This window comes from Pseudomonas sp. H3_E04, assembly GCF_054668915.1.
In genome coordinates, this window is sequence record NZ_CP162797.1 from 2,036,429 (window position 1) to 2,058,883 (window position 22,455).

The window sequence follows — 22,455 nt, forward strand, 5'->3', positions numbered from 1 at the left end:
CCTTATTGATGCACGGCGAGCTGGTAAGCCGTGTATTTACGAATGTTGATCACGCCGGTGTCGAAGATCAGGTACTGGCCCTTGATCCCCAGCAGCGTGCCTTCGGCAATCGGGTTCTTGTCCAGGTTGAAGCTGACGATTTTCGCCGGGTATTGCTCGACCGGGTAGCGGATTTCCAGCGGCTCGACATCGGCAATCGTCTGAATTGCCTGTAGGCCGAATCGCTCCTGCAAACCTTGCAGGCCTTCTGCGCAGCTTTCGAACAGTTGATCACGCACCTGCGCCAGATCCACCGCCGCCGCATCGCCCTTGAGCAGTGCGCGCCAGTTGGTCTTGTCCGCCACCTGACTGCGGAACAGGTCTTCGACAAACCCCGATTGCTGGCGCGTGGATACGCGCATGATCGGCAGCGCCTGACTCGCGCCCTGATCGAGCCAGCGGGTCGGCAACTGCGTGGCACGGGTGATGCCGACCTTGATCCCCGACGAGTTGGCCAGATAAACCACATGATCGGTCATGCAGAACTGCTGACCCCACACGGGATCGCGGCAGGTGCCGGCGTCGAAATGGCAGCGCTCCGGGCTCATGATGCACAGATCGCATTGCGCCAGTTTGGTCATGCACGGGTAGCAATAACCCTGACTGAAACTGGTTTTTGTCCTGCGCCCGCAATGGGTGCAATGGATTACTCCCAAGAACTCCAAACGCAGCGTGCTGCCGATCAACGGGTTGACCGGCACCTCGACGTCATCCAGACGAAACGCGTACTGCACGTTCGACCCGTCCAGACGCGCCGACATTTTGCTGATTGCACCGCGGCCAATCTCGATCAATGGATGGCATCCGACTTGAACAGGATGTTCGGCACTTCGATCGACTTCGACGCACACTCTTGCGGGCCCATGTAACCGGTGCGCTGGTCTTCCGGCAGGTTCTGGATTTCCCAGGCAATCATTGCCTGCAACGACAGCTCGCGCTGCTCGGCGGTGAGTTTGTTGCCGTCGGACCATTTGCCGATTTCCACGGCCAGTTTCAGGCTTTCGTAGATGTCCGGGGTGATGTTGTTGATCATGTCGTTGAAAGAGGACATCAGGGTCTCCGCGCTCTTTACTGAAACAAAAAATTTTAGACGGCCAGTTTACGGCGGTTATACAAACCGCCCAACAAACCGGTGAAGCATCCGATGAGTAACCCGCTCAGGTGCGCGGCGTTGGCGATCTGGCCGAAACCGATCAGCGAGATCAGCCCGGACATGCACACCACCAGCCACACCAGCATCATCACCAGTACCCCGCGCGGCAGGCGATAGGCCGGGTTCGGCGCCAGCAGCTGGAAGATCCAGCAATGTCCGAGCAAGCCGTAAAGCACGCCGGACAGACCGCCGAACAGGCTCGGGCCGCTCCAGACGAACTGCGCGTAGTTGGACACCAGACTGAACAGCAGCGTCAGGCCGATCAGGTTGATGCTGCCCTGGCGCGACTCGATGCGCCGCCCCAGCTCCCAGTACCACATGCCGTTCATGGCCAGATGGAGAATGCCGAAGTGGATCAGCATCGGCGTGACCAGCCGCCACCACTGCCCTGCCGCCAGACTGTCGGCCAGCGGCGTGAAATGGATGTACTCGCCGATCACGCGGAAATCGAGGAAGGTCAGCCAGCGCAGCGTTTCCAGGTTTTCGCCGAGAAAGGTCAAGCCACCGACGATCAGGCTCAACAGCATAATGAACCCGGTGGCTTTGGCGTGTTTCAGCTGTTCGGCGAAGCCTGGTCGTTTGAAGGTCTGGCCTGCGGGAATGTCGAGTTGCTGATCCGGATCGCCGGCCGGGAAGCGCTCGTACAGCGAACGCACGTCCTCGCTGATTTCCTCCGGCGCCCACAACACCTGCTCGCCCGCCTCTTCACTGACCCGATGGGGCACTTGCATGCGTTGCAGCAGTTTGACGAAACCGCTCAAATCCACCGCCAACGGCAGGCGCAATACCGCTATCGCACTCATTGCAGCACCTCCGGCCGCTCGACATCGACCCAGACGAATTTTTGCGGATCCAGACGCGTTTCCTGATCCAGACGATAGGCCACCAGTTTGCCGTAGAGCACCGCACTGTAATCCAGGCACGCGAGGTTCGGGCGGATCGGCGCCGGTTTGCCGCTGCGCCAGTAGTGGCCGACGAACAGCAACGGCTCGTCGACGCCATAGCGCAGCAAAGAATTCTTTTCGCTTGAAGTCAGCGGCGTCTGCGCGACAGGTTCCGGCAATGCATCGGGCTGGAAGACGATGTCGCCGTAGGTTTTCGGGTCGTCTTCCCAGAACTTGGTGCGGAAGAACGAACGCACCAGACCGTCGCCGCTGGTCATGGTCAAGCCGCCCGGCAGCCGCATGTCAGTGCCGCGCAGCAAGCGGTCGAACACGGTGCAGGCGAAGCTGCCCGGAACGGCCGAGGCCTGGAGGAAGTGCTCATCGACGCAGCCATTGGGGAACAACGCCCGCAACGGCTCGATAAGCCCGGCATCCCAGCACGCATGCACCACGCGAAAACGACCGGCATCGACGAACAGCGGCAGCTCGTAGAACCATTGCTGGAAGTCATGCCAGTCGCCGGGATGGTCTTCAAATTGAGTCAGGGTTTCCTGCAACAGCCGTGCATGGCGTTTGGTGTGTTCGCGCACGAACTGCTTGCCGCTGCCTGGTGGCGCCGGAGTTACCCAGCCGAGCGCGTTGAATTCATGGTTGCCCATGATGCACAGCGCCTGCCCCGCCTCGACCATGTCATGGACGATGTGCAGCGCCTCGCGAATGCGCGGGCCACGGTCGATGATGTCGCCGACGAACACTGCCATGCGTGACGGATGGCGCCAGACCCCGCCCTGCTTGTGATAACCGAGACGGTCCAGCAAGTGTTCGAGGGTCAGAGCGCATCCGTGCACGTCACCGATCAGGTCGTAACTGCGCGCGGGATCGAGCATCAGTCGCCTCCGCCTCCCAACTTGCTGCCCCAGCCAAGCTTGGTGCGGCACACCTCGTAGTAATTGTGATCGAGCGGATGAATCAGGCGCAGCTTCTGCGCTTTCTTGCTCACGGTGATGGTGTCGCCCGGTGCGCAGGTGAAGTGGTTCTGGCCGTCGCAGGAAACCTGCGGGTAGATCTGCATATCTTTGGACACGACGATTTTCAGCTCACTGTTGCCATCGACCACGATCGGCCGTCCCGACAAGGTATGGGGGTACATCGGCACAATCACAATAGCGTCGAGCTTGGGATGCATGATCGGCCCGCCGGCAGACAAGGCGTAGGCAGTGGAGCCGGTGGGCGTGGCGACGATCAGGCCGTCGGCCTTCTGACTGCAGACGAACTGGCCGTCGATGTACAGCTCGAATTCGATCATCCGCGTCGATTTGCCCGGGTGCAGCACCACGTCGTTGAGCGCATCGCCCTGGCCGATGGCCTCGCCATGGCGACGCACTTCGGCTTGCAGCAGGAAGCGGTTTTCCACCAGATAGTGGCCGTCGAGCACTTCGGCGACCTTGATTTCCAGCTCGTCGGGGCGAATATCGGTGAGGAAGCCGAGGCTGCCACGGTTGATGCCCAGCACCGGAATATTATGTCTGGCCAGCGCCCGCGCGGCGCCGAGCAGGCTGCCGTCACCGCCGACGACGATGACCATGTCGCAGACTTCGCCAAGCATCTTGCGCGACGAGGTTTGCAGGCCGTGGCCGGGCAGGACTTCAGCGATGGTGTCTTCGAGGATCACATGCAGGTGACGGTCGAGCAGAAAGCGTTTCAGTCGGCGGACGGTATCCAGCACCTGGGAACTGCCCAGGCGACCGATGATGCCGATATTACGAAATTGCTCCATGGGACCTCTGCGGACAATCGAAAACGCGAAAACCCGATTATGGGCGAAAGCGCCAGATAGACAAAATCCTTTCAGCCTCAAGGGCGGGCTCAGGTTTAAGGCTATGCTCGCAAGATGATCCTCTTTCCCGACCTGTTGCAGTTGCCTCATCAATTACGCCATCCCGAAGTGCGGGACCTGGCGTGGGTCATCCTCGCGCCGCCGATGCTCGCCGCCACGCCGTGGCCACAGCGCCATCCGCTGGCTGGCAGCGACTGGGTGCACGACCCGCAGCGTCTCGAACACTGGCTGCGCGAGCTCGACCGCGACAGTTACGGCCTGCTGCAATGGCTGGCGCAGGCGCGCACCCGGCGTCTGGGTCTGTATTACGAGCGTCTGTGGCAGTTCGCCGTGGAGCATGCGCCGGGCATCGAACTGATCGCCGCCAACCTGCCGATCCGCCGCGCCGGGCACACCCTCGGCGAACTCGACATGCTCCTGCGTGACCGCGACGGCGTGCATCATCTGGAACTGGCAATCAAGCTCTACCTTGGCCCGCAGGCAGGCGATGGCCGCGATCCGGCGCAGTGGCTGGGACCGGGTTGTCATGATCGGCTGGATCGCAAACTGGCGCATCTGGCCGAACATCAATTGCCGATCTCGGCGCGCCCGGAAAGCCGCGAAGTGCTCGCAGCGCTGGATATCGAGACGTTCAGTGCGCAATTGTGGCTGGGCGGTTATCTGCTGTATCCGTGGCCCGGGCAAGCGGATTCACCGCACGGCGCGCATCCGCAACATCTGCGTGGCAGTTGGCTGCATCAGAAGGACTGGCCGGCGTTTGTCGCGCAGCGGCCGCCCGGGCGCTGGCAACCCCTGCCCCGCCACGCCTGGCTCGCGCCGGCGCATTACCCGGCGGAGCAGGTCTGGGCGGATGAGGATTTGCGTTTGTGGCTGGAAGACCTGCCAGCACTGGCCCCGGCGCAGCTGATGGTGCGCCTGAGCGAGAATGCCCGAGGCGAATGGGAAGAGGCTGAGCGGCTGTTTCTGGTGGCGGATCTTTGGCCGAATGTGCCCGGCCAAGCCTGAGATTTGTGGTGCCTGACCCAATTCGCGAGCAGGCTCGCTCCCACAGAGAATGCATTTCAAATGTGGAATGCGATCCCTATGGGAGCGAGCCTGCTCGCAAAAAGAGCAACGCGGTCTATATGCACAACCGCACCGCCAGTGCCGCCAACGTCACCAGCAACACCGGCACGGTCAGCACAATCCCGACGCGGAAGTAATAACCCCAGCCAATGTGGATGCCCTTGCGCTCCAGCACATGCAGCCACAACAACGTCGCCAGACTGCCAATCGGGGTAATCTTCGGCCCCAGGTCGCTGCCGATCACGTTGGCGTAGATCATTGCTTCCTTGATCACCCCGCTGGCCTGACTGGCATCAATCGACAGCAAGCCGATCAACACCGTCGGCAAGTTGTTCATGATCGACGACAGCAGCGCCGTCAGCACCCCGGTGCCCATGGCCGCGCCCCATACACCGTGCTCAGCGAACACGTCCAGCCAACCAGCGAGATAACTGGTGAGCCCGGCATTGCGCAGGCCATACACCACCAGGTACATGCCCAGCGAGAAAATCACGATCTGCCACGGCGCTTCTTTCATCACCTTGCGCGTGGAGATCTTGTGGCCCCGCGCGGCAATGCCCAGCAGCAACGCGGCGCACACGGCGGAAATGGCGCTGATCGGAATGCCCAGCGGTTCAAGTGCGAAGCAGCCGATCAAGAGGATCACCAACACCGCCCAACCAGCATAGAACGTGGCCTTGTCGTGGATTGCGGTTTGCGGATTTTCCAATTGTTCCGGGTCGTAAGCCGCTGGAATATCGCGGCGAAAGAACCACAGCAACATGCCCAACGTCGCCGCAACGCTGACGAAATTGACCGGCACCATCACTGCGGCGTAGCGATTGAAGCCGATGTGGAAGAAGTCCGCCGAAACGATGTTGACCAAGTTCGACACCACCAGCGGCAGGCTCGCCGTGTCGGCAATGAACCCGGCGCCCATGACGAAGGCCAGCGTCGCCGCCGGGGAGAATCGCAGCGCCAGCAGCATTGAGATCACGATGGGCGTGAGAATCAGCGCCGCGCCGTCATTGGCGAACAGCGCCGAGACCAGCGCACCGAGCAGCACCATGAAGGCAAACAGCTTGCGCCCACTGCCCCGGCCCCAGCGCGCCACATGCAGCGCTGCCCAATTGAAGAAGCCAGCCTCGTCGAGCAACAGGCTGATGATGATCAGCGCCACGAAGGTGCCGGTTGCGTTCCAGATGATCTGCCAGACCAGCGGGATATCCGTGAGGTGCACAACGCCAAAAATCAACGCCAGCACGGCGCCCAACGTTGCACTCCAGCCGACGCCGAGACCTTTGGGTTGCCAGATGACGAGGGTGATGGTCAGCAGGAAAATCAGTGACGCAGCGAGCATTCGCAGGAGCCTTCAAATATCGAAAATGGAATGAAAATCAAAATGTGGGAGCGGGCTTGCTCGCGAATGCGCTGTGTCAGACAGCAATTTTTTGTCTGACACAGTGCATTCGCGAGCAAGCCCGCTCCCACATTTGTTTGGTGTATGCGGTTATTTCTTGTGTTGCTCGACGAACTGGCCGTACGCATCGATGAATTTCTGCAGGAACGGCTTCACCGAATCGCTCAGCTTGCCCGCTTCATCAAACGCGTTGCCCGCACCGCCCAGATACGCTTCCGGCTGTTGCAGGCAGTGAATATCGAGGAAAACAAAAGTCTGGCGCAGGTGCTGGTTGGCGCCGAAGCCGCCGATGGCGCCTGGCGATACGCTGATCACCGCGCCAGGCTTGCCACTCCACGCGCTCTGGCCATAAGGGCGCGAGCCGACGTCGATGGCGTTCTTCAACGGCGCCGGGATCGAACGGTTGTACTCAGGGGTTACAAACAGCACCGCGTCGGATGACGCCACTTTCTGACGGAAAGTGCTGTAGGCTGCGGGCGGAGAATCGCCGTCGATGTCTTCGTTGTACAGCGGCAGTTCACCGATTTCGACAATCTCGAGCTTGAGATTGGCCGGTGCCAGTTCGGCGAGGGCCAGTGCGACTTTGCGATTGATCGATGCTTTGCGCAGGCTACCGACCACTACGGCGACGTTGTAGACATTGCTCATGGAAGACTCTCGATGGTCCGTGGGAAGAGTCGCTAGTTATAGATGATCCAGTGACGCTTTCACCAGTGGTCAATGGTTTTTCCTGCGTGAGGAATATTTTTTTCCTGTAAGAAAACTTACCGAGCTTGGTGACGGTCTACAAAGCCGCAAATCAAGCGTTTTATCTCCAGAGGTTTTAAGCAGATGGCAGCAGTACTCGTCGGTCAGTTTCATGCAAGAGATGCGGAAGGCCGCGTTTATTCCGTGCATGAATTCCAGGAATCGAACCCGTCTGCAGACGGTTTCACCGGCTCGGAGCCCGTCACCACCTACAAATTGGCTATCGGCGACCGTATCAACAAGGTCAGCGACAGCGAGTACCTGCTGGTTCAGTCGGGCATAACCCTGATCCGTGAACCTGAGCCAATCGTTGCTCAATAACCCTGTGTTATGAGCAGAAGTCTTGTGTGCAGACTTGGGGTAGGATTCAGCCTCTGACCCCACTGCTGAACATGGACTTCACGCATGCGTTTACGCCACATCGAAGTGATTCAGGCGCTCTTGCAGACCGGTCACCTGGGCACCGCCGCCGAATGGCTGCAATTGCCGGTGACCGAGGTCGAAGAGCGTTTGCGCGAAGCCGAGAGTCAGCTGGGGTTCATGCTGTTTGCCAGCGTTCGCGGGCGCCTGCAATCGACCCCCGAAGCGCGCGCCCTGCAGGTGGAAATCGCGCATGTCTATGAGGCGCTGGAGCCGGTGCAGCGGCTGGCCAGCAGCCTCAAGCAATACCTCGCCCCACCCTTGCGCATCATCGGCACCCCGCCGCTGGCCCAACAATTACTGCCACAAAGTCTTGCGACCCTGCGCCGACGCTTGCCCGACGCACCTTGCAGCCTGCTCAGCGCGCCGACTCGCGACATCGTCCGCAGCCTGCTACTACGCGAAAGCGATCTGGGCCTGAGCCTGCACGATCCCGAACATCCCGATATCCACTGCCAACCGCTGGCCCAAGGCAAGCTGCAATTGCTCGCCCCGCACGGCTGGCTGCAACCCAAGCAGAAATACATATCCCTGGCAGATCTGGCGGGTCAGGCCATGGTCGGTCTCGAAGGTCAGGATCCGCTCAGCCCGGCGCTGGAAAACAAGCTCCAGGCCTTGCACCCGGCGCCAAGCATTCAGACCCGCGTGCAGACCCATCAGATGATGCGCAGCATGGTCGAGGCCGGCGAAGGTCTGGCCATCGTCGACCCCTTCACCGCTCTGGGCGCCCGCGCCGGTGGCCTGGACGTCTGCCCCCTGTCACCGGCGGTGCCGATTTGCCTCTATGCCCTGACGTTCAAACATACCGCGCCGTCGGCGGCGATTCAGGCACTGCTGGCCATCGTCACGGAACAAGCCGAGGCGATGTTGTCGAGCTGAGTGGTTTTTCCAGCGGATTGTCGAACAGGCGATACCAGAACAAGGCGACTTCGGCGGTGTGCGCATCAATGCCGCGATAGCGCAACTGGTCGATGCCGCCGATCACATAACCACAACGCTCATACAGACGACAGGCGCCGAGGTTGTTGTTCTGGGTTTCGAGCATGATGCCCGGCAGCTTCTTCTTGCGACTCCAGAACTGCGCCACATCAAGCAACGCCTTGGCCACGCCATGGCGCCGGGCCGGGGCATGCACGGCCAATTCATCGATGTGGGCAAAACCGTTCCAGTTGGTACTGATCACCAGATGGCCGACCGGCTCGTCGTCCAGATACGCCATGAAAATCGCACTGTCGGGCGCGTTGTGAAAGGCGCTGAACTCTTCCGGATCGATGCCGTAGCACTTGCGGTACGGCACGATTGGCGTCACCGGCCACTGCTCGACCGGTTTGCCGATCGCGGCAGCACCATAGGCGGTGACCTCGAAACTGAAGTCACTGCCCCAGATATACGGCGCGAAACCTTCATCGGCGACGCGCACCGACAACCCTGGGTATTTCGGATTCATGACCGGTTGCATACTGGGAAAAGTCCTCATTCCTTGACGCAGCCGACAGTGTCGACCTTGCTGTCGCGATGGATGATTGCCAGCGCAAATTTCAACTCTTTGTACATGAGGCTCAGTGTCCTGAGGCGGCAGATTTGCACCTGACCAGTGCACTCAGGGTAGAGGGTTGCGACGAATGTGGCGAGAGTGGCAACTTGGCTCCATGTCGCCAAACGCAAAAAATCGCTGCCTTGCCGGTCCCTACTATGGAATGCAATCCCCGTAGGAGCTGCCGAAGGCTGCGATCTTTTGATCTTTGATCTTCAGGTTTTCAGGCCTGCGCATCAGCCTCGGCAATCTGCGTCCACAACGCCGGCGCCCCCGCTGATTTGGCGATGATCTCCAGCCGCACCAGATGCGCCGCCAGTTCTTCTTCGGTCGCACGGATGATGCGCGCTGGCTGGCGATCGACCGGCAGACGACGGATCTCCGTGGCCGAGTTGTCCGCGCCCTCGCCCGTACCATTGCCGTCGGAGGCGTTGCCGGCCAGCGACAGGCTGGTCTGGCCGCCGGTCATGGTCAGGTAGACGTCGGCGAGAATCTCCGAGTCGAGCAAGGCGCCGTGCAGTTCACGGCCGGAGTTGTCGACCCCATAGCGTTTGCACAACGCGTCGAGGCTGTTGCGCTGGCCCGGGTGACGTTCCCGGGCCATCATCAGGGTGTCGAGGATCGTGCAATGCTGGGTGATGTCAGCGCGATCGTGCTGGCCCATCAAGGCGAATTCGTTGTTGATGAAGCCAACGTCGAACGCCGCGTTGTGGATGATCAGCTGTGCGCCCTGGATGAACTCGAAGAACTCGTCGGCGACTTCGGCAAAGCGCGGCTTGCCGACGAGGAATTCGTTGGTGATGCCGTGCACACCGATCGCACCCTCGTCGCTCTCGCGATCCGGTTGCAGATACACGTGGAAATGCCGGCCGGTCAAGCGCCGACCGATCAGTTCGACGCAACCGATTTCAATGATCCGGTGACCATCGGTCACCGGCATGCCGGTGGTTTCGGTATCGAGTACAACGGATCTGGTGGCCATCAGTGCTCAGCTCTCAACGGGTCAATCGTGCAAAAGCGCGGATGTTAACACGCTGGACTCGAACCCTGTAGGAGCTGCCGAAGGCTGCGATCTTTTGATTTTTCCTACAACAAGATCAAAAGATCCCAGCCTTCGGCAGCTCTTACAGGGGAATGCATTCCAATGTGGGAGCGAGCCTGCTCGCGAATGGCAGCGCCACGGTTCATAAGCGAAATCAGCTCTGCTTGTAACCGCGAACCTCATCCACCCCACGGTTAGCCAACTGGTCAGCCCGCTCGTTACCGTGATGGCCAATGTGTCCGCGCACCCATTTCCAGGTGACTTTGTGGCGGTTGACCTGCTCGTCCAGCTCTTTCCACAGATCGGCATTCTTCACCGGCTCTTTCGCAGCAGTCTTCCAGCCGCGCTTCTTCCAGTTGGCCATCCACTCGTTGATGCCTTTCATCACGTATTGCGAGTCGGTGACCAGCAGCACTTCGCAGGGACGCTTGAGTGCTTCGAGGCCACGAATCGCGCCGAGCAGTTCCATGCGGTTGTTGGTGGTATTGGCCTCGCCGCCCCACAGTTCCTTTTCGACGCCCTTGCACACCAGCAGCGCGCCCCAGCCACCAGGGCCGGGGTTGCCCTTGCAGGCGCCATCGGTGAACAGTTCCACGGTGTCGACGCTTTCCACACTTTCGCTCATGCCAGTCTTTCCAGAAAAATGCCTGTCCTGCCAATCACGGATCGACAGTGACCGTGGCCGGGACAAGCCCGGCCACAAATAAAGAGGGTTTATGGTTCGATGCGGCGGCGGTTGACCTTGGCCATCGGCAGCGGAATCAGCTTGCCCATCGGCTCGCGGCGCTCCTGGCGCAAGGGCCTGAGCCCCACCACGATCTTGCGCGCCACCAGTAAATAGAAGCCACCGCCGGACAGCTGCCAGTCCCCGGCCTTGCGTTCCCAGCCGGCCAGACGGTGCTGCCACTTGGGCGACGCGAGCGGCGGACGATAGCACCCGAAGCGGCGTTTCTCCAGCGCGAAGCCCAGCAGATTGAGCCAGTCGGCGACCCGCGAGGGCGAGATGCAGCGCGCCTTGCGCAGGGCATCATTGGCGAAGAAATGCCGCAGCCCCCAAGTGCTCCAGGGGTTGATGCCGATGATCAGCAGGTGCCCGCCGGGGCGCACGCTGCTCGCAGCTTCACGCAGCAAACCGTGGGGCGACAGGCAGAAATCCAGGCCATGCTGCATCACCACTACGTCGGCGGCGTGCTCGCTCAACGGCCACGCCTGCTCTTCGCAGACGATCTCGACCCCGGGCAACGGCGCGCCGAGACGCACGTTGCGCTGCACTTGAGGCGCGGCCGGTGGGGTTTCGGCGGACGGCCCGTAATGCACCAGATAACCGCCGAAGAACCGGCCGAGCTCGTCGTCGAGCATGCGCCGCTCTTCATCCAGCAGAAATTGCCCGAGCGGCCCCGACAGCCATTCGCGGGCGGCGCTGATCAATGCCAGCCAGTCGGGATCGGCCTGAGCGAACGCTTTATCGGTCATGTCATTCTCCAACGCGCCAGGAACTACTAAGATGCGCCAATGTTTTCCGCTTGGCGAATTCCGACGATGATACAGATCAGTGCCCTGCCCGCGTTCACCGACAACTACATCTGGTTGTTACAGGATCACCAGACCCAGCGCTGCGCGGTGGTCGATCCGGGCGACGCCGCCCCGGTGCAGGCGTGGCTTGACGCGCATCCGGGCTGGGTGCTCAGCGACATTCTGATCACCCACCATCACCACGACCACGTCGGCGGTGTCGAGCTTCTGAAAGCCGCGACTGGCGCCAAGGTCTACGGGCCGGCCAGCGAACGCATTCCAGCGCGCGACGTAGCGCTCAAGGACAACGACACCGTCAGCGTGCTCGGCTGGGACTTCGACGTCTATGCGGTGCCCGGTCACACTTTGGGACACATTGCTTATTACCACCATGGCCTGCTGTTCTGCGGCGATACCCTGTTCGCCGCCGGTTGCGGCCGGCTGTTCGAAGGCACGCCCGAGCAGATGCATCACTCGCTCAGCCGGCTCGCGGCCCTGCCGGAAGATACGCTGGTCTACTGCACCCATGAATACACCTTGAGCAATCTGAAGTTTGCCGCCGCCGTCGAGCCGCGCAATCCGGACGTCGCCGCTCGTCTGGAAAAGGTCACTGAGCAACGGCAGAACGGCGTGATGACCCTGCCGTCGACTCTGGCCCTGGAAAAGCTCACCAATCCGTTTTTACGCACTTCTGAAACATTGGTTACACAAAAAGTGGACGAACGGGAAGGCGCTCAAAACCGGGCGCCGAGTGAGGTTTTTGCGGCTCTGCGGGCATGGAAAGACACGTTCTGACGACCGCGTCGGCGGGGGCATAAATTCTCAATGGTTGACCGCAGGGGGTGCGCTTTCTAGAATCGCCCGACATTTTTGCCCGGAACTTACTTCCAGCCAATGTCGTCATCCATACGTAAGTCCGTCAATTCAGATGCTTTGACCCGCCTGGCGCAAGCCATCGCGGTGGCTGTGTCCGCCACGCTGGCGGGCTGTTCCAGTCACGCTCCGCAGACTGAAGCGACGCACACGCCGAACATTGCTGCGCGAGCCAAGCAGAAGCCGATCTGGCTGACCGAGAAGCCCACTCCCGTAGCGCCCCAGGACATCTGGGAACGCATGCGCCAGGGCTTCCAGTTGCAGGAAGGCCTTGGCGTCAATCCGCGCATCGAGCAACAACGGCTGTGGTTCGCCAGTAACCCCTCTTTCCTCGAGAATGCCGGCGAACGCGGCAGTCTCTACATTCATTACATTGTCGAACGCCTCGAAGAGCGCAACATGCCGCTGGAACTGGCCCTGCTGCCAGTCATCGAGAGCGCGTACAACCCGATGGCCTATTCCCGCGCCGATGCGGTGGGCCTGTGGCAATTCATTCCGTCCACCGGGCGTTACTTCAACCTGCGCCAGACGCGTTTCTACGATGGTCGTCGCGACATCACCGCCTCGACCACCGCTGCGATGGATTACCTGACTCGCCTGCACGACATGTTCAACGGTGACTGGCTGCTGGCTCTGGCCGCCTACAACGCCGGTGAAGGCACGGTCAGCCGGGCGATCGAGCGCAACGAAAAGCTCGGCCTGCCCACCGACTACTGGAACCTGCCGCTGCCGGCGGAAACCCAGGCCTATGTGCCGAAATTGCTGGCACTGTCGCAAGTGGTACTGGCGCCGGAAGCCTACGGCGTCAACCTCAACCCGATCGCCAACGAACCGTACTTCCAGGTCGTCGAAATCAACCAGCGCATGGACCTGTCCAAGGTCGCTGCGGTGGCCAACATCGATGAAGACGAACTGTTCCAGCTCAACCCGGCGTTCAAACAGCGCACCACCATCGACGGCCCGCAGCATTTGCTGGTGCCGACGTCCAAGGCGCAACTGCTGACCGCCAGTCTGCAGACCATGCGCCCGGACGAACTGATCAGCCCGCGCTCGCTGAAACCGGTGTTCGAAGGCGCCGATCCGTCTGAAGTGGCGCAGCTCAAACGCGCCTATCGGGTCAAGCGTGGCGACAACCTTGGCTCCATCGCCAAGGCCAACAAGGTTGAAGTCAAGGATCTGCAGCGCTGGAACAAGCTGACCGGCAAGAATCTCAAGGTCGGCCAGACTCTGGTCATGCAGGACAACACCAAGCGTGCCCCGGCGCGCAAGTCCGGCCGGGTCAACACCGTGGTCGCGGCGAATAGCAAGACCAAAGGCAAGGACGAGAGCAAGCAGCAGACCCAGTACAAGGTCAAGCGCGGCGACACCTTGTACGTGGTGGCCAAGCGGTTCAACGTCGAGATGCAACATCTCAAGCGTTGGAATCCCGGTGCGGGCAAGGCGTTGAAGCCGGGGCAGATGCTCACGGTTTACCAGCCACATTGATTGAGGGAGCCTCTGAGAATTCAGGGGCTTTTTCTTTTGTGGGAGCGGGCTTGCTCGCGAATGCGGTGTATCAGTCACCTGTATATGCAACCGACCGACCGCATTCGCGAGCAAGCCTGCTCCCACCAAAAGCAAATGCAATCGAAAGCGATTAACACGGCATTAACCCGCATCTTTTTCCTGTCCAGACAAGCTGTTACTGTACGGCCCACAAAGCCCAAGCCGCTGGATCGGATCTGACTTGAAGCGTGCCCTCTCCCTGCTCCTGATCAGCCTGGCCTTGAGCTCACCCGCAAGCGCGACGATTACCGAAAGTCATGGTTATGCGCAGTTCGGCACGCTCAAGTACCCGGCCAGATTTACCCACTTCGACTGGGTTAACCCGCAAGCGCCCAAGGGCGGTACGTTGCGGGTGATGGCGTTTGGCACCTTCGATACGGTCAACCCGTATACCTTCAAGGGCACCAGCCCGGTCACCACCGCCAATTTCCTCCAGTACGGCATCAACGAGCTCAACGAGCCGCTGATGGTCGGCACCGGGCAATACTCGCCCTCCGGCGACGAGCCAGCGTCGAGTTACGGTTTGATCGCGCAATCGGTCGAGTACAGCGAAGATCGCAGCTGGGTGGTGTTCAATTTGCGTCCTGAAGCACGGTTCCACGACGGCGTGCCGATCACCGCCTACGACGTAGCGTTCTCCTATCGAACGCTGCTCAAGGACGGTCATCCGCTGTATCGCACTGCCCTGCAGGAAGTGCTGCGGGTCGACATCCTCAACAAACAGCGCATCCGTTTCGTGTTCAAGCGCTCGGGCAACCCGCTGCTGATCCTGCGCCTGGGCGAGCTCCCGGTACTGCCTCAGCATTACTGGAAAGACCGCGACTTCAAGGCCACCACCTTCGAGCCGCCGCTGGGCAGCGGGCCGTACCGCATCACTTCAGTCACGCCGGGGCGGCAGCTGATTTTCGAGCGGGTCAAGGATTACTGGGGCAAGGACCTGCCGGTCAATCGCGGCAAGTACAATTTCGATCGCATGGAAGTCGAGTTCTACCGCGACAGCGATGTGGCCTTCGAAGCGTTCAAGGCCGGTGAGTTCGACATCTACATCGAGCATCAGGCGAAGAACTGGGTCAACGGCTACAACTTCCCTGCCGTACGTCGTGGCGATGTCATCAAAACGCAGATCCCGCATCAGATCCCGACCCAGACGCAGGGCCTGTTCATGAACACCCGCCGCGCGACGTTCTCGGACGTCAAGACTCGCGAGGCGCTGGGCCTGATGTTCGACTTCGAGTGGACCAACCGCGCGTTGTTCAGCGATGCATATCAACGCACCACCAGTTACTACCCCAACAGCGAATTCACCGCCTCGGGCCTGCCGGTCGGGCATGAATGGCTGATGCTCAAGCCGTACAAGGATCAGCTCCCGGCCAGGCTGTTCACCGAGCCGTTCACCCTGCCGAAAACCGACGGCCGTGGCATCCCGCGCGAGACCATGCGCAAGGCCGTCGCCCTGCTCGCCGAAGCCGGCTGGAAACTCCACGGCCAGCGCTTGCAGAACGCTGACGGCCAACCGCTGCGCTTCGAACTGCTGCTGGTCAATCCGAGCCTGGAGCGCCTCTATCAGCCGTACATCGAGAACCTCAACAGCATCGGCATCGACGCGCGCCTGCGTACCGTCGATCGCGCCCAGTACAAACAGCGCCTCGACCAATTCGATTTCGACATGATCTCGATGACCCTCGGCCAGACCTTAAGCCCGGGCCTCGAGCAGTGGCAGTACTTCCATTCCAGCCAGGTGAACGTCAAGGGCAGCAAGAATTACGCGGGCATCACCAATCCGGTGGTCGATCACCTGCTCGAACAACTGCTCGCCGCGCGCACCCGCGACGAGCAGGTCGCCGCCGGCAAGGCGCTCGACCGCGTGCTGCTCTGGCAGCACTACAGCATTCCCAACTGGTACCTCAATTATCACCGTCTGGCCTACCGCAACCGGTTGGCCTTTGTCACCACGCCGCCCTACACCCTGGGCCTGAGCGCATGGTGGCTGAAGTCTTCGGAGAAAGATCGATGAACGCTGTTCGCACCCTGCTCGTGCAGGCCGGCGGCTTGCTGTTCGCCGGGCTGGCCTGGGCCGCCCCGCAACACGCCGTGACCCTGTACAACGAGCCGCCGAAATACCCGGCCGACTTCAAGCATTTCGACTACGTGAATCCCGATGCGCCCAAGGGTGGCGTGTTCCGCCAGGCCGGGTTCGGCGGCTTCGACAGCCTCAACCCGTTCATCAACAAAGGCGTGCCCGCCGATGACATCGGCCAGATCTACGACACCCTGACCAAACACAGCCTCGACGAGCCGTTCACCGAGTATGGCCTGATTGCCAGCAAGATCGAAAAAGCCGACGACAACAGCTGGGTGCGCTTCTACCTGCGCCCGGAGGCACGCTTCCACGACGGCCATCCGGTGCGTGCCGAAGACGTGGTGTTCAGCTTCGAGACGCTGACCAAGGAAGGCTCGCCGATGTTTCGCGGCTACTACAACGACGTCGCCGAAGCCGTCGCCGAAGACCCGCTGAAAGTGCTGTTCAAGTTCAAGCACAGCAACAACCGCGAGCTGCCGCTGATCCTCGGCCAGTTGCCGGTCCTGCCGAAACACTGGTGGGCCAGTCGCGACTTCAACAAGGGCAATCTGGAAATCCCGCTGGGCAGCGGCCCGTACAAGGTCACCCAAGTGAAGGCCGGGCGTTCGGTACGTTACGAACGGGTCAAGGATTACTGGGGCAAGGACTTGCCGGTCAACCGTGGCTTTTACAATTTCGACACGATGACCACCGATTACTACCGCGACAACACCGTCGCCCTCGAAGCGCTGAAGGCCGGGCAGTTCGATTACTGGCTGGAGATGACTGCGAAGAACTGGGCCAGCGCGTATAACGTTCCGGCGGTCACCGAGGGCCGTTTGATCAAGGAACTGATCCCCAACAGCAACCCGACCGGCATGCAGGGCTTCGTCTTCAACCTGCGCCGTCCGGTATTCCAGGATGTGCGCGTGCGTCAGGCGCTGGGCCTGCTGTTCGATTTCGAATGGACCAACAAGCAATTGTTCAACGGCGCCTACGTGCGCACTCGCAGTTACTTCGAGAACTCGGAAATGGCCGCCACCGGCCTGCCGGACGCCGAACAACGAACGATCCTCGAGCCGTTCCGCAGCAAACTGCCGGCCCAGGTGTTCAGCGAAGCCTTTGAAAATCCCAGGACCGACGCCAGCGGCATGATTCGCACCCAGCAGCGCGAGGCGTATCAACTGCTGCAAGAGGCCGGCTGGAAGATCGTCGACGACAAAATGGTCGATGCCACGGGCAAACCGGTGGTGATCGAATTCCTCCTCGCCCAGACCGAGTTCGAACGCGTGCTGCTGCCGTTCAAGCGCAACCTCAGCGACCTCGGCATCGATCTGGTGATCCGCCGCGTCGACGTCTCGCAGTACATCAACCGCGTGCGCTCGCGGGACTTCGACATGATGGTCGGCAGCTTTCCGCAATCCAACTCGCCGGGCAACGAGCAGCGCGAATACTGGATGAGCGCCGCCGCCGACAAACCGAGCAGCCGCAACAGCATGGGCCTGAAAGACCCGACCGTTGACCAACTGGTGGAGAGCCTGATCAACGCCGACTCGCGCAAAAGTCTGGTGGCCCACGCCCGCGCGCTGGATCGCGTACTGCAATGGGGCTACTACGTGGTGCCCAACTGGCACATCAAGAGCTGGCGCGTGGCCTACTGGAACCACATCGGCCACCCGAAAACCTCGCCCAAGTACGACATCGGCATCAACACCTGGTGGGTCAAGCCTGACGCCAAGCCTGCCGTAGAAGTCGAAACCCAACTGCAAGCCGACCCTGCGGGCACGGAGTAATCAGATGCTGGCGTATATCTTTCGGCGACTGCTGCTGATCATCCCGACCCTGTTCGGCATCCTGCTGATCAACTTCGTGATCATCCAGGCCGCGCCCGGCGGGCCGGTCGAGCAGATGATCGCCAAGCTCGAAGGTTTCGAAGGCGCCACCAGCCGGATTGCCGGCGGCGGTGCCGAGGTGGCGGTGGCCGGTTCGTCCTACCGTGGCGCGCAGGGCCTGGACCCGGCGCTGATCAAGGAAATCGAGCACATGTACGGGTTCGACAAATCGGCCCCGGAACGTCTGTGGATCATGGTCAAGAACTACGCGCAGCTGGATTTCGGCGACAGTTTCTTCCGCGACGCCAAGGTCATCGACCTGATCAAGGAAAAGATGCCGGTGTCAATCTCGCTGGGGCTGTGGAGCACGCTGATCATGTACCTGGTGTCGATCCCGCTGGGGATCGCCAAGGCCACGCGGCACGGCAGCCACTTCGACGTCTGGACCAGTTCGGCGATTATCGTCGGCTATGCGATCCCGGCGTTTCTGTTTGCGATCCTGCTGATCGTGGTGTTTGCCGGCGGCAGTTATCTGGACTGGTTCCCCCTGCGCGGGCTGACTTCCAACAACTTCGATGAGCTGAGCCTGGGCGGCAAGATCCTCGATTACTTCTGGCACCTGGCACTGCCAGTCACCGCGCTGGTGATCGGCAACTTCGCGACCATGACCCTGTTGACCAAGAACAGTTTCCTCGACGAAATCAACAAGCAGTACGTGGTGACCGCCAAAGCCAAAGGCCTGACCCGCCATCGCGTGCTCTACGGCCACGTGTTCCGCAACGCCATGCTGCTGGTGATTGCCGGTTTTCCTTCGGCGTTCATCGGCATTTTCTTCACCGGCTCGTTGCTGGTGGAAGTGATTTTCTCCCTCGACGGCCTCGGCCTGATGAGTTTCGAGGCGGCGATCAACCGCGATTACCCGGTGGTGTTCGGCACCCTGTTCATCTTCACCCTGCTCGGGCTGGTGGTGAAACTGATCGGCGACCTGACCTACACCTTTGTCGATCCGCGTATCGACTTTGCAAGCAGAGAGCATTGAGATGAACCTGTCCCCTCTCAACCGCCGGCGCTTCGAACTGTTCAAGGCCAACAAGCGTGGCTGGTGGTCGCTGTGGCTGTTCCTGATTCTGTTCGGCCTGAGCCTGGGCGCCGAGCTGATTGCCAACGACAAACCGCTGGTCGTGCATTACGACAACAACTGGTATTTCCCGGCGATCAAGCGCTACCCGGAAACCGCCTTCGGTGGCGAATTCCCGCTGGAAGCCAACTACAAGAGTCCGTACATCCGTGAGCTGCTCAAGGCCAAGGACGCGTGGATTCTGTGGGCACCGATCCCCTACAGCTACCAGAGCATCAACTACGACCTGAAAGTCCCGGCCCCGGCGCCACCTTCGGCGGACAACCTGCTGGGCACCGACGATCAGGGCCGCGACGTGTTGGCGCGGGTGATCTACGGTTTCCGCATTTCCGTGCTGTTTGCGCTGACCTTGACCGTGCTGAGCTCGATCATCGGCGTGATTGCCGGGGCGCTACAGGGGTTCTACGGCGGCTGGGTCGATCTGGCCGGGCAGCGTTTTCTCGAGATCTGGTCGGGGCTGCCGGTGCTGTACCTGCTGATCATCCTCGCCAGTTTCGTCCAGCCGAATTTCTGGTGGCTGCTGGGCATCATGCTGCTGTTCTCGTGGATGAGCCTGGTCGACGTGGTGCGCGCAGAGTTCCTGCGTGGCCGCAATCTGGAATACGTGCGCGCCGCCCGCGCGCTGGGCATGCAGAACGGCGCGATTATGTTCCGCCACATCCTGCCCAACGCCATGGTCTCGACCATGACCTTCATGCCGTTCATCCTCACTGGCGCCATCGGCACCCTCACCGCGCTGGACTTCCTCGGTTTCGGCTTGCCGGCGGGCAGCCCGTCGCTGGGCGAACTGGTCGCCCAGGGCAAATCCAACCTGCAGGCGCCGTGGCTGGGCATGAGCGCGTTTGCCGTGCTGGCGCTGATGTTGAGTCTGCTGGTGTTTATCGGCGAGTCCGCTCGCGATGCCTTCGACCCGAGGAAGTGAAATGAATCAGGATAATCTGATCGAAGTGCGTGACCTCGCCGTCGAATTCGGTTTCGGCGAGCGGGTACACCGTGTGGTCGAGGGTGTGAGCTTCGACATCAAGCGCGGCGAGACCCTGGCGCTGGTCGGCGAATCGGGCTCGGGCAAATCGGTGACGGCGCATTCGATCCTGCGCCTGTTGCCCTACCCCATGGCGCGGCATCCGGCCGGCAGCATCAATTACGCCGGGCAAAACCTGCTGAATTTGAGCGAGAAGACCATCCGCCACATCCGTGGCAACCGCATCGCCATGATTTTTCAGGAGCCGATGACTTCGCTCAATCCGCTGCACTCGATCGAGAAGCAGATCAACGAAGTGCTCGGCATCCACAAGGGCCTCAGCGGCAAAGTCGCGACAAAGCGCACTTTGGAGCTGCTGGAGATGGTCGGCATTCCCGAGCCGCACAAGCGCCTCAAGGCCCTGCCCCATGAATTGTCCGGCGGTCAGCGCCAGCGGGTAATGATCGCCATGGCCCTGGCCAACGAGCCGGAATTGCTGATTGCCGACGAACCGACCACCGCGCTGGACGTGACCGTTCAGCTGAAAATCCTCGATTTGCTCAAGGAACTTCAGGCTCGATTGGGCATGTCGCTGCTACTGATCAGTCACGATTTGAACCTGGTGCGAAGAATTGCGCATCGCGTATGTGTCATGCAGCGCGGTTGCATCGTCGAACAGGCATCGTGCGCAGAGCTGTTCCGTTCGCCGCAGCATCCGTACACTCGGGAATTGCTCGGCGCGGAGCCCAGCGGCGGCCCGGCGAGCAATGAAATCGGCGCGCCGCTGCTCGAAGTCGAGGACCTGAAAGTCTGGTTCCCGATCAAGAAAGGCCTGCTCAAGCGCACGGTGGATTACGTCAAGGCAGTGGATGGCATCAATTTCAGCCTGCCTCAGGGCCAGACCCTGGGGATCGTCGGCGAAAGCGGTTCCGGCAAATCCACCCTTGGTCTGGCGATTTTGCGGCTGATCGGCAGCAAAGGCGCGATCCGCTTTGAAGGCAAGCAGCTAGACTGCCTGACGCAGAGTGAAGTTCGCCCGCTGCGGCGGGAAATGCAGGTGGTGTTTCAGGACCCGTTTGGCAGCCTGAGCCCGCGCATGTGCGTCAATGACATCGTTGGCGAAGGCCTGCGGATACACAAGATGGGCACCGCCGCCGAACAGGAAGCGGCGATTATTGCGGCATTGAAGGAGGTAGGTCTGGATCCGGAAACCCGGCACCGCTACCCCCACGAATTTTCCGGTGGGCAACGGCAGCGAATCGCCATTGCCCGGGCCCTGGTGCTGAAACCGGCGCTGATCCTGCTGGACGAGCCGACTTCGGCGCTCGACCGCACGGTGCAGCGGCAAGTGGTGGAGCTGTTGCGTTCACTGCAAGCCAAGTACAACCTGACGTATTTGTTCATCAGCCATGACCTGGCTGTCGTCAAAGCGCTGAGCCACCAGCTGATGGTGGTCAAGCATGGCCAAGTGGTCGAACAGGGAGACGCGCAAAGTATCTTTGCCGCCCCCCAACATCCGTATACACAGCAGTTGCTGGAAGCCGCTTTTCTGGCACCAGCCGCTGCGCAATAACCTGAAAGAGGAGCAACACATGGGTTTTCTCGCCGGTAAGCGCGTACTGATCGTCGGTGTCGCCAGCAAGCTGTCCATCGCATCCGGCATCGCCGCCGCCATGCATCGCGAGGGCGCTGAGCTTGCCTTCACTTATCAGAACGACAAACTCAAGGGTCGCGTCGAAGAGTTCGCACAAGGCTGGGGTTCGAGCCCTGAGCTGTGCTTCCCATGCGACGTGGCCAGCGATGAAGAAATCGCCAAGGTCTTCGAACAACTGAGCAAGAAGTGGGACGGCCTGGACTGCATCGTGCACTCCGTCGGCTTCGCCCCGGGCGACCAACTGGACGGCGACTTCACCGAAGCCACCACCCGTGAAGGTTTCCGCATTGCTCACGACATCAGCGCCTACAGCTTCGTGGCCCTGGCCAAAGCCGGCCGCGAAATGATGAAAGGCCGCAACGGCAGCCTGCTGACCCTGTCGTACCTGGGCGCCGAGCGCACCATGCCGAACTACAACGTGATGGGCATGGCCAAGGCTTCGCTGGAAGCCGGCGTCCGTTACCTGGCCGGTTCCCTCGGTCCGGACGGCACCCGCGTCAACTGCGTATCGGCTGGCCCGATCCGCACCCTGGCCGCCTCCGGCATCAAGAACTTCCGCAAGATGCTGGCCGCCAACGAAGCGCAAACGCCGCTGCGCCGCAACGTCACCATCGAAGAAGTCGGCAACGCCGGCGCCTTCCTGTGCTCCGACCTGGCGTCGGGCATCAGCGGTGAAATCATGTACGTCGACGGCGGCTTCAACACCACCGCGATGGGCAACATCGAAGAGTGATCTTCCTGTAGCCGATAAAAAACCCGCC

At 60.9% G+C, this 22,455-nt stretch carries 22 protein-coding genes; 11 read left to right on the plus strand and 11 right to left on the minus strand.

Translation table 11 applies throughout. The features are described 5' to 3' along the window. Positions 1-2 precede the first annotated feature (2 nt). From AB4N53_RS09145 to AB4N53_RS09165, 5 genes are read right to left on the minus strand one after another with little or no spacing between them, the layout of a single operon-like run. The gene (locus tag AB4N53_RS09145; protein WP_460119964.1) at positions 3-833 is read right to left on the minus strand and encodes a DUF2797 domain-containing protein; all 831 of its coding nucleotides are present in this window, start codon (positions 831-833) and stop codon (positions 3-5) included. Next, on the minus strand, positions 830-1,090 hold the full coding sequence (locus AB4N53_RS09150; RefSeq protein ID WP_016774215.1) for a YeaC family protein: 261 nt from the start codon (positions 1,088-1,090) through the stop codon (positions 830-832). The genes AB4N53_RS09145 and AB4N53_RS09150 overlap by 4 nt, the downstream gene beginning before the upstream one ends. A 35-nt stretch (positions 1,091-1,125) precedes the next feature. Next, positions 1,126-1,995, minus strand: coding sequence for a rhomboid family intramembrane serine protease (locus tag AB4N53_RS09155; protein WP_460119967.1), 870 nt, complete (start codon positions 1,993-1,995; stop codon positions 1,126-1,128). Continuing rightward, on the minus strand, positions 1,992-2,963 hold the full coding sequence (locus tag AB4N53_RS09160; protein ID WP_460119969.1) for a metallophosphoesterase: 972 nt from the start codon (positions 2,961-2,963) through the stop codon (positions 1,992-1,994). Before AB4N53_RS09160 ends, AB4N53_RS09155 begins: the two co-directional genes overlap by 4 nt. After that, complete coding sequence (locus AB4N53_RS09165) at positions 2,963-3,853, minus strand: NAD(+) kinase (RefSeq protein WP_041480619.1); 891 nt, start codon at positions 3,851-3,853, stop codon at positions 2,963-2,965. The genes AB4N53_RS09160 and AB4N53_RS09165 overlap by 1 nt, the downstream gene beginning before the upstream one ends. 114 nt (positions 3,854-3,967) lie before the next feature. Between AB4N53_RS09165 and AB4N53_RS09170 the strand changes: the two genes are divergently transcribed. Further along, positions 3,968-4,918, plus strand: a complete 951-nt coding sequence (locus AB4N53_RS09170) for a DUF1853 family protein (protein ID WP_460119971.1) — start codon at positions 3,968-3,970, stop codon at positions 4,916-4,918. Positions 4,919-5,033: 115 nt separating this feature from the next. On the opposite strand, the gene AB4N53_RS09175 is transcribed toward AB4N53_RS09170, so the two are convergent. Both AB4N53_RS09175 and AB4N53_RS09180 read right to left on the minus strand, forming a co-directional pair. Beyond that, positions 5,034-6,317, minus strand: a complete 1,284-nt coding sequence (locus tag AB4N53_RS09175; RefSeq protein WP_460119973.1) for an arsenic transporter — start codon at positions 6,315-6,317, stop codon at positions 5,034-5,036. Between the two features lie 150 nt (positions 6,318-6,467). Beyond that, entirely contained in the window at positions 6,468-7,025 is a 558-nt protein-coding gene (locus AB4N53_RS09180; RefSeq protein WP_039763234.1) for an NADPH-dependent FMN reductase, read from the minus strand. Between the two features lie 183 nt (positions 7,026-7,208). Between AB4N53_RS09180 and AB4N53_RS09185 the strand changes: the two genes are divergently transcribed. Next, positions 7,209-7,445 carry a hypothetical protein gene (locus AB4N53_RS09185; protein WP_434765961.1) on the plus strand — a complete coding sequence of 79 codons (237 nt, stop codon included), beginning with the start codon at positions 7,209-7,211 and terminating at the stop codon, positions 7,443-7,445. An 84-nt stretch (positions 7,446-7,529) separates the two neighbouring features. Continuing rightward, complete coding sequence (locus AB4N53_RS09190) at positions 7,530-8,423, plus strand: LysR family transcriptional regulator (RefSeq protein WP_460119976.1); 894 nt, start codon at positions 7,530-7,532, stop codon at positions 8,421-8,423. Here the strand turns inward: AB4N53_RS09190 and AB4N53_RS09195 are convergent. The 4 genes from AB4N53_RS09195 to AB4N53_RS09210 form a co-directional block, all read right to left on the minus strand. Beyond that, entirely contained in the window at positions 8,389-9,003 is a 615-nt protein-coding gene (locus AB4N53_RS09195) for a GNAT family N-acetyltransferase (protein ID WP_460119978.1), read from the minus strand. The genes AB4N53_RS09190 and AB4N53_RS09195 overlap by 35 nt on opposite strands. 298 nt (positions 9,004-9,301) lie before the next feature. Beyond that, the gene (gene dnaQ / locus AB4N53_RS09200) at positions 9,302-10,060 is read right to left on the minus strand and encodes a DNA polymerase III subunit epsilon (RefSeq protein ID WP_024012494.1); all 759 of its coding nucleotides are present in this window, start codon (positions 10,058-10,060) and stop codon (positions 9,302-9,304) included. A 214-nt stretch (positions 10,061-10,274) separates the two neighbouring features. Further along, a complete protein-coding gene (gene rnhA / locus AB4N53_RS09205) occupies positions 10,275-10,745 on the minus strand; it encodes a ribonuclease HI (RefSeq protein WP_007910572.1) in 471 nt (156 codons plus the stop codon). Between the two features lie 89 nt (positions 10,746-10,834). Further along, positions 10,835-11,593, minus strand: coding sequence for a class I SAM-dependent methyltransferase (locus AB4N53_RS09210; protein WP_130888665.1), 759 nt, complete (start codon positions 11,591-11,593; stop codon positions 10,835-10,837). 66 nt (positions 11,594-11,659) lie between these two features. Here AB4N53_RS09210 and gloB point away from each other — a divergent pair, with 66 nt between their 5' ends. From gloB to fabI, 8 genes are all read left to right on the plus strand, one after another. After that, positions 11,660-12,427, plus strand: a complete 768-nt coding sequence (gene gloB, locus AB4N53_RS09215; protein ID WP_460119980.1) for a hydroxyacylglutathione hydrolase — start codon at positions 11,660-11,662, stop codon at positions 12,425-12,427. A 99-nt stretch (positions 12,428-12,526) separates the two neighbouring features. After that, the gene (locus AB4N53_RS09220; RefSeq protein WP_460119981.1) at positions 12,527-13,990 is read left to right on the plus strand and encodes a transglycosylase SLT domain-containing protein; all 1,464 of its coding nucleotides are present in this window, start codon (positions 12,527-12,529) and stop codon (positions 13,988-13,990) included. A 241-nt stretch (positions 13,991-14,231) separates the two neighbouring features. Further along, complete coding sequence (locus tag AB4N53_RS09225; protein ID WP_460119983.1) at positions 14,232-16,064, plus strand: extracellular solute-binding protein; 1,833 nt, start codon at positions 14,232-14,234, stop codon at positions 16,062-16,064. Beyond that, positions 16,061-17,902: an extracellular solute-binding protein gene (locus AB4N53_RS09230; protein ID WP_460119985.1), complete on the plus strand. Its 1,842-nt coding sequence runs from the start codon at positions 16,061-16,063 to the stop codon at positions 17,900-17,902. Before AB4N53_RS09225 ends, AB4N53_RS09230 begins: the two co-directional genes overlap by 4 nt. A gap of 4 nt (positions 17,903-17,906) precedes the next feature. Beyond that, complete coding sequence (locus tag AB4N53_RS09235; RefSeq protein ID WP_016774154.1) at positions 17,907-18,980, plus strand: microcin C ABC transporter permease YejB; 1,074 nt, start codon at positions 17,907-17,909, stop codon at positions 18,978-18,980. Position 18,981: 1 nt separating this feature from the next. Beyond that, positions 18,982-20,001, plus strand: a complete 1,020-nt coding sequence (locus tag AB4N53_RS09240; RefSeq protein WP_016774153.1) for an ABC transporter permease — start codon at positions 18,982-18,984, stop codon at positions 19,999-20,001. Between the two features lies 1 nt (position 20,002). Continuing rightward, the gene (locus AB4N53_RS09245) at positions 20,003-21,613 is read left to right on the plus strand and encodes an ABC transporter ATP-binding protein (protein WP_460119987.1); all 1,611 of its coding nucleotides are present in this window, start codon (positions 20,003-20,005) and stop codon (positions 21,611-21,613) included. Positions 21,614-21,632: 19 nt separating this feature from the next. Next, the gene (gene fabI, locus AB4N53_RS09250) at positions 21,633-22,427 is read left to right on the plus strand and encodes an enoyl-ACP reductase FabI (RefSeq protein ID WP_014339032.1); all 795 of its coding nucleotides are present in this window, start codon (positions 21,633-21,635) and stop codon (positions 22,425-22,427) included. Positions 22,428-22,455 lie beyond the last annotated feature (28 nt).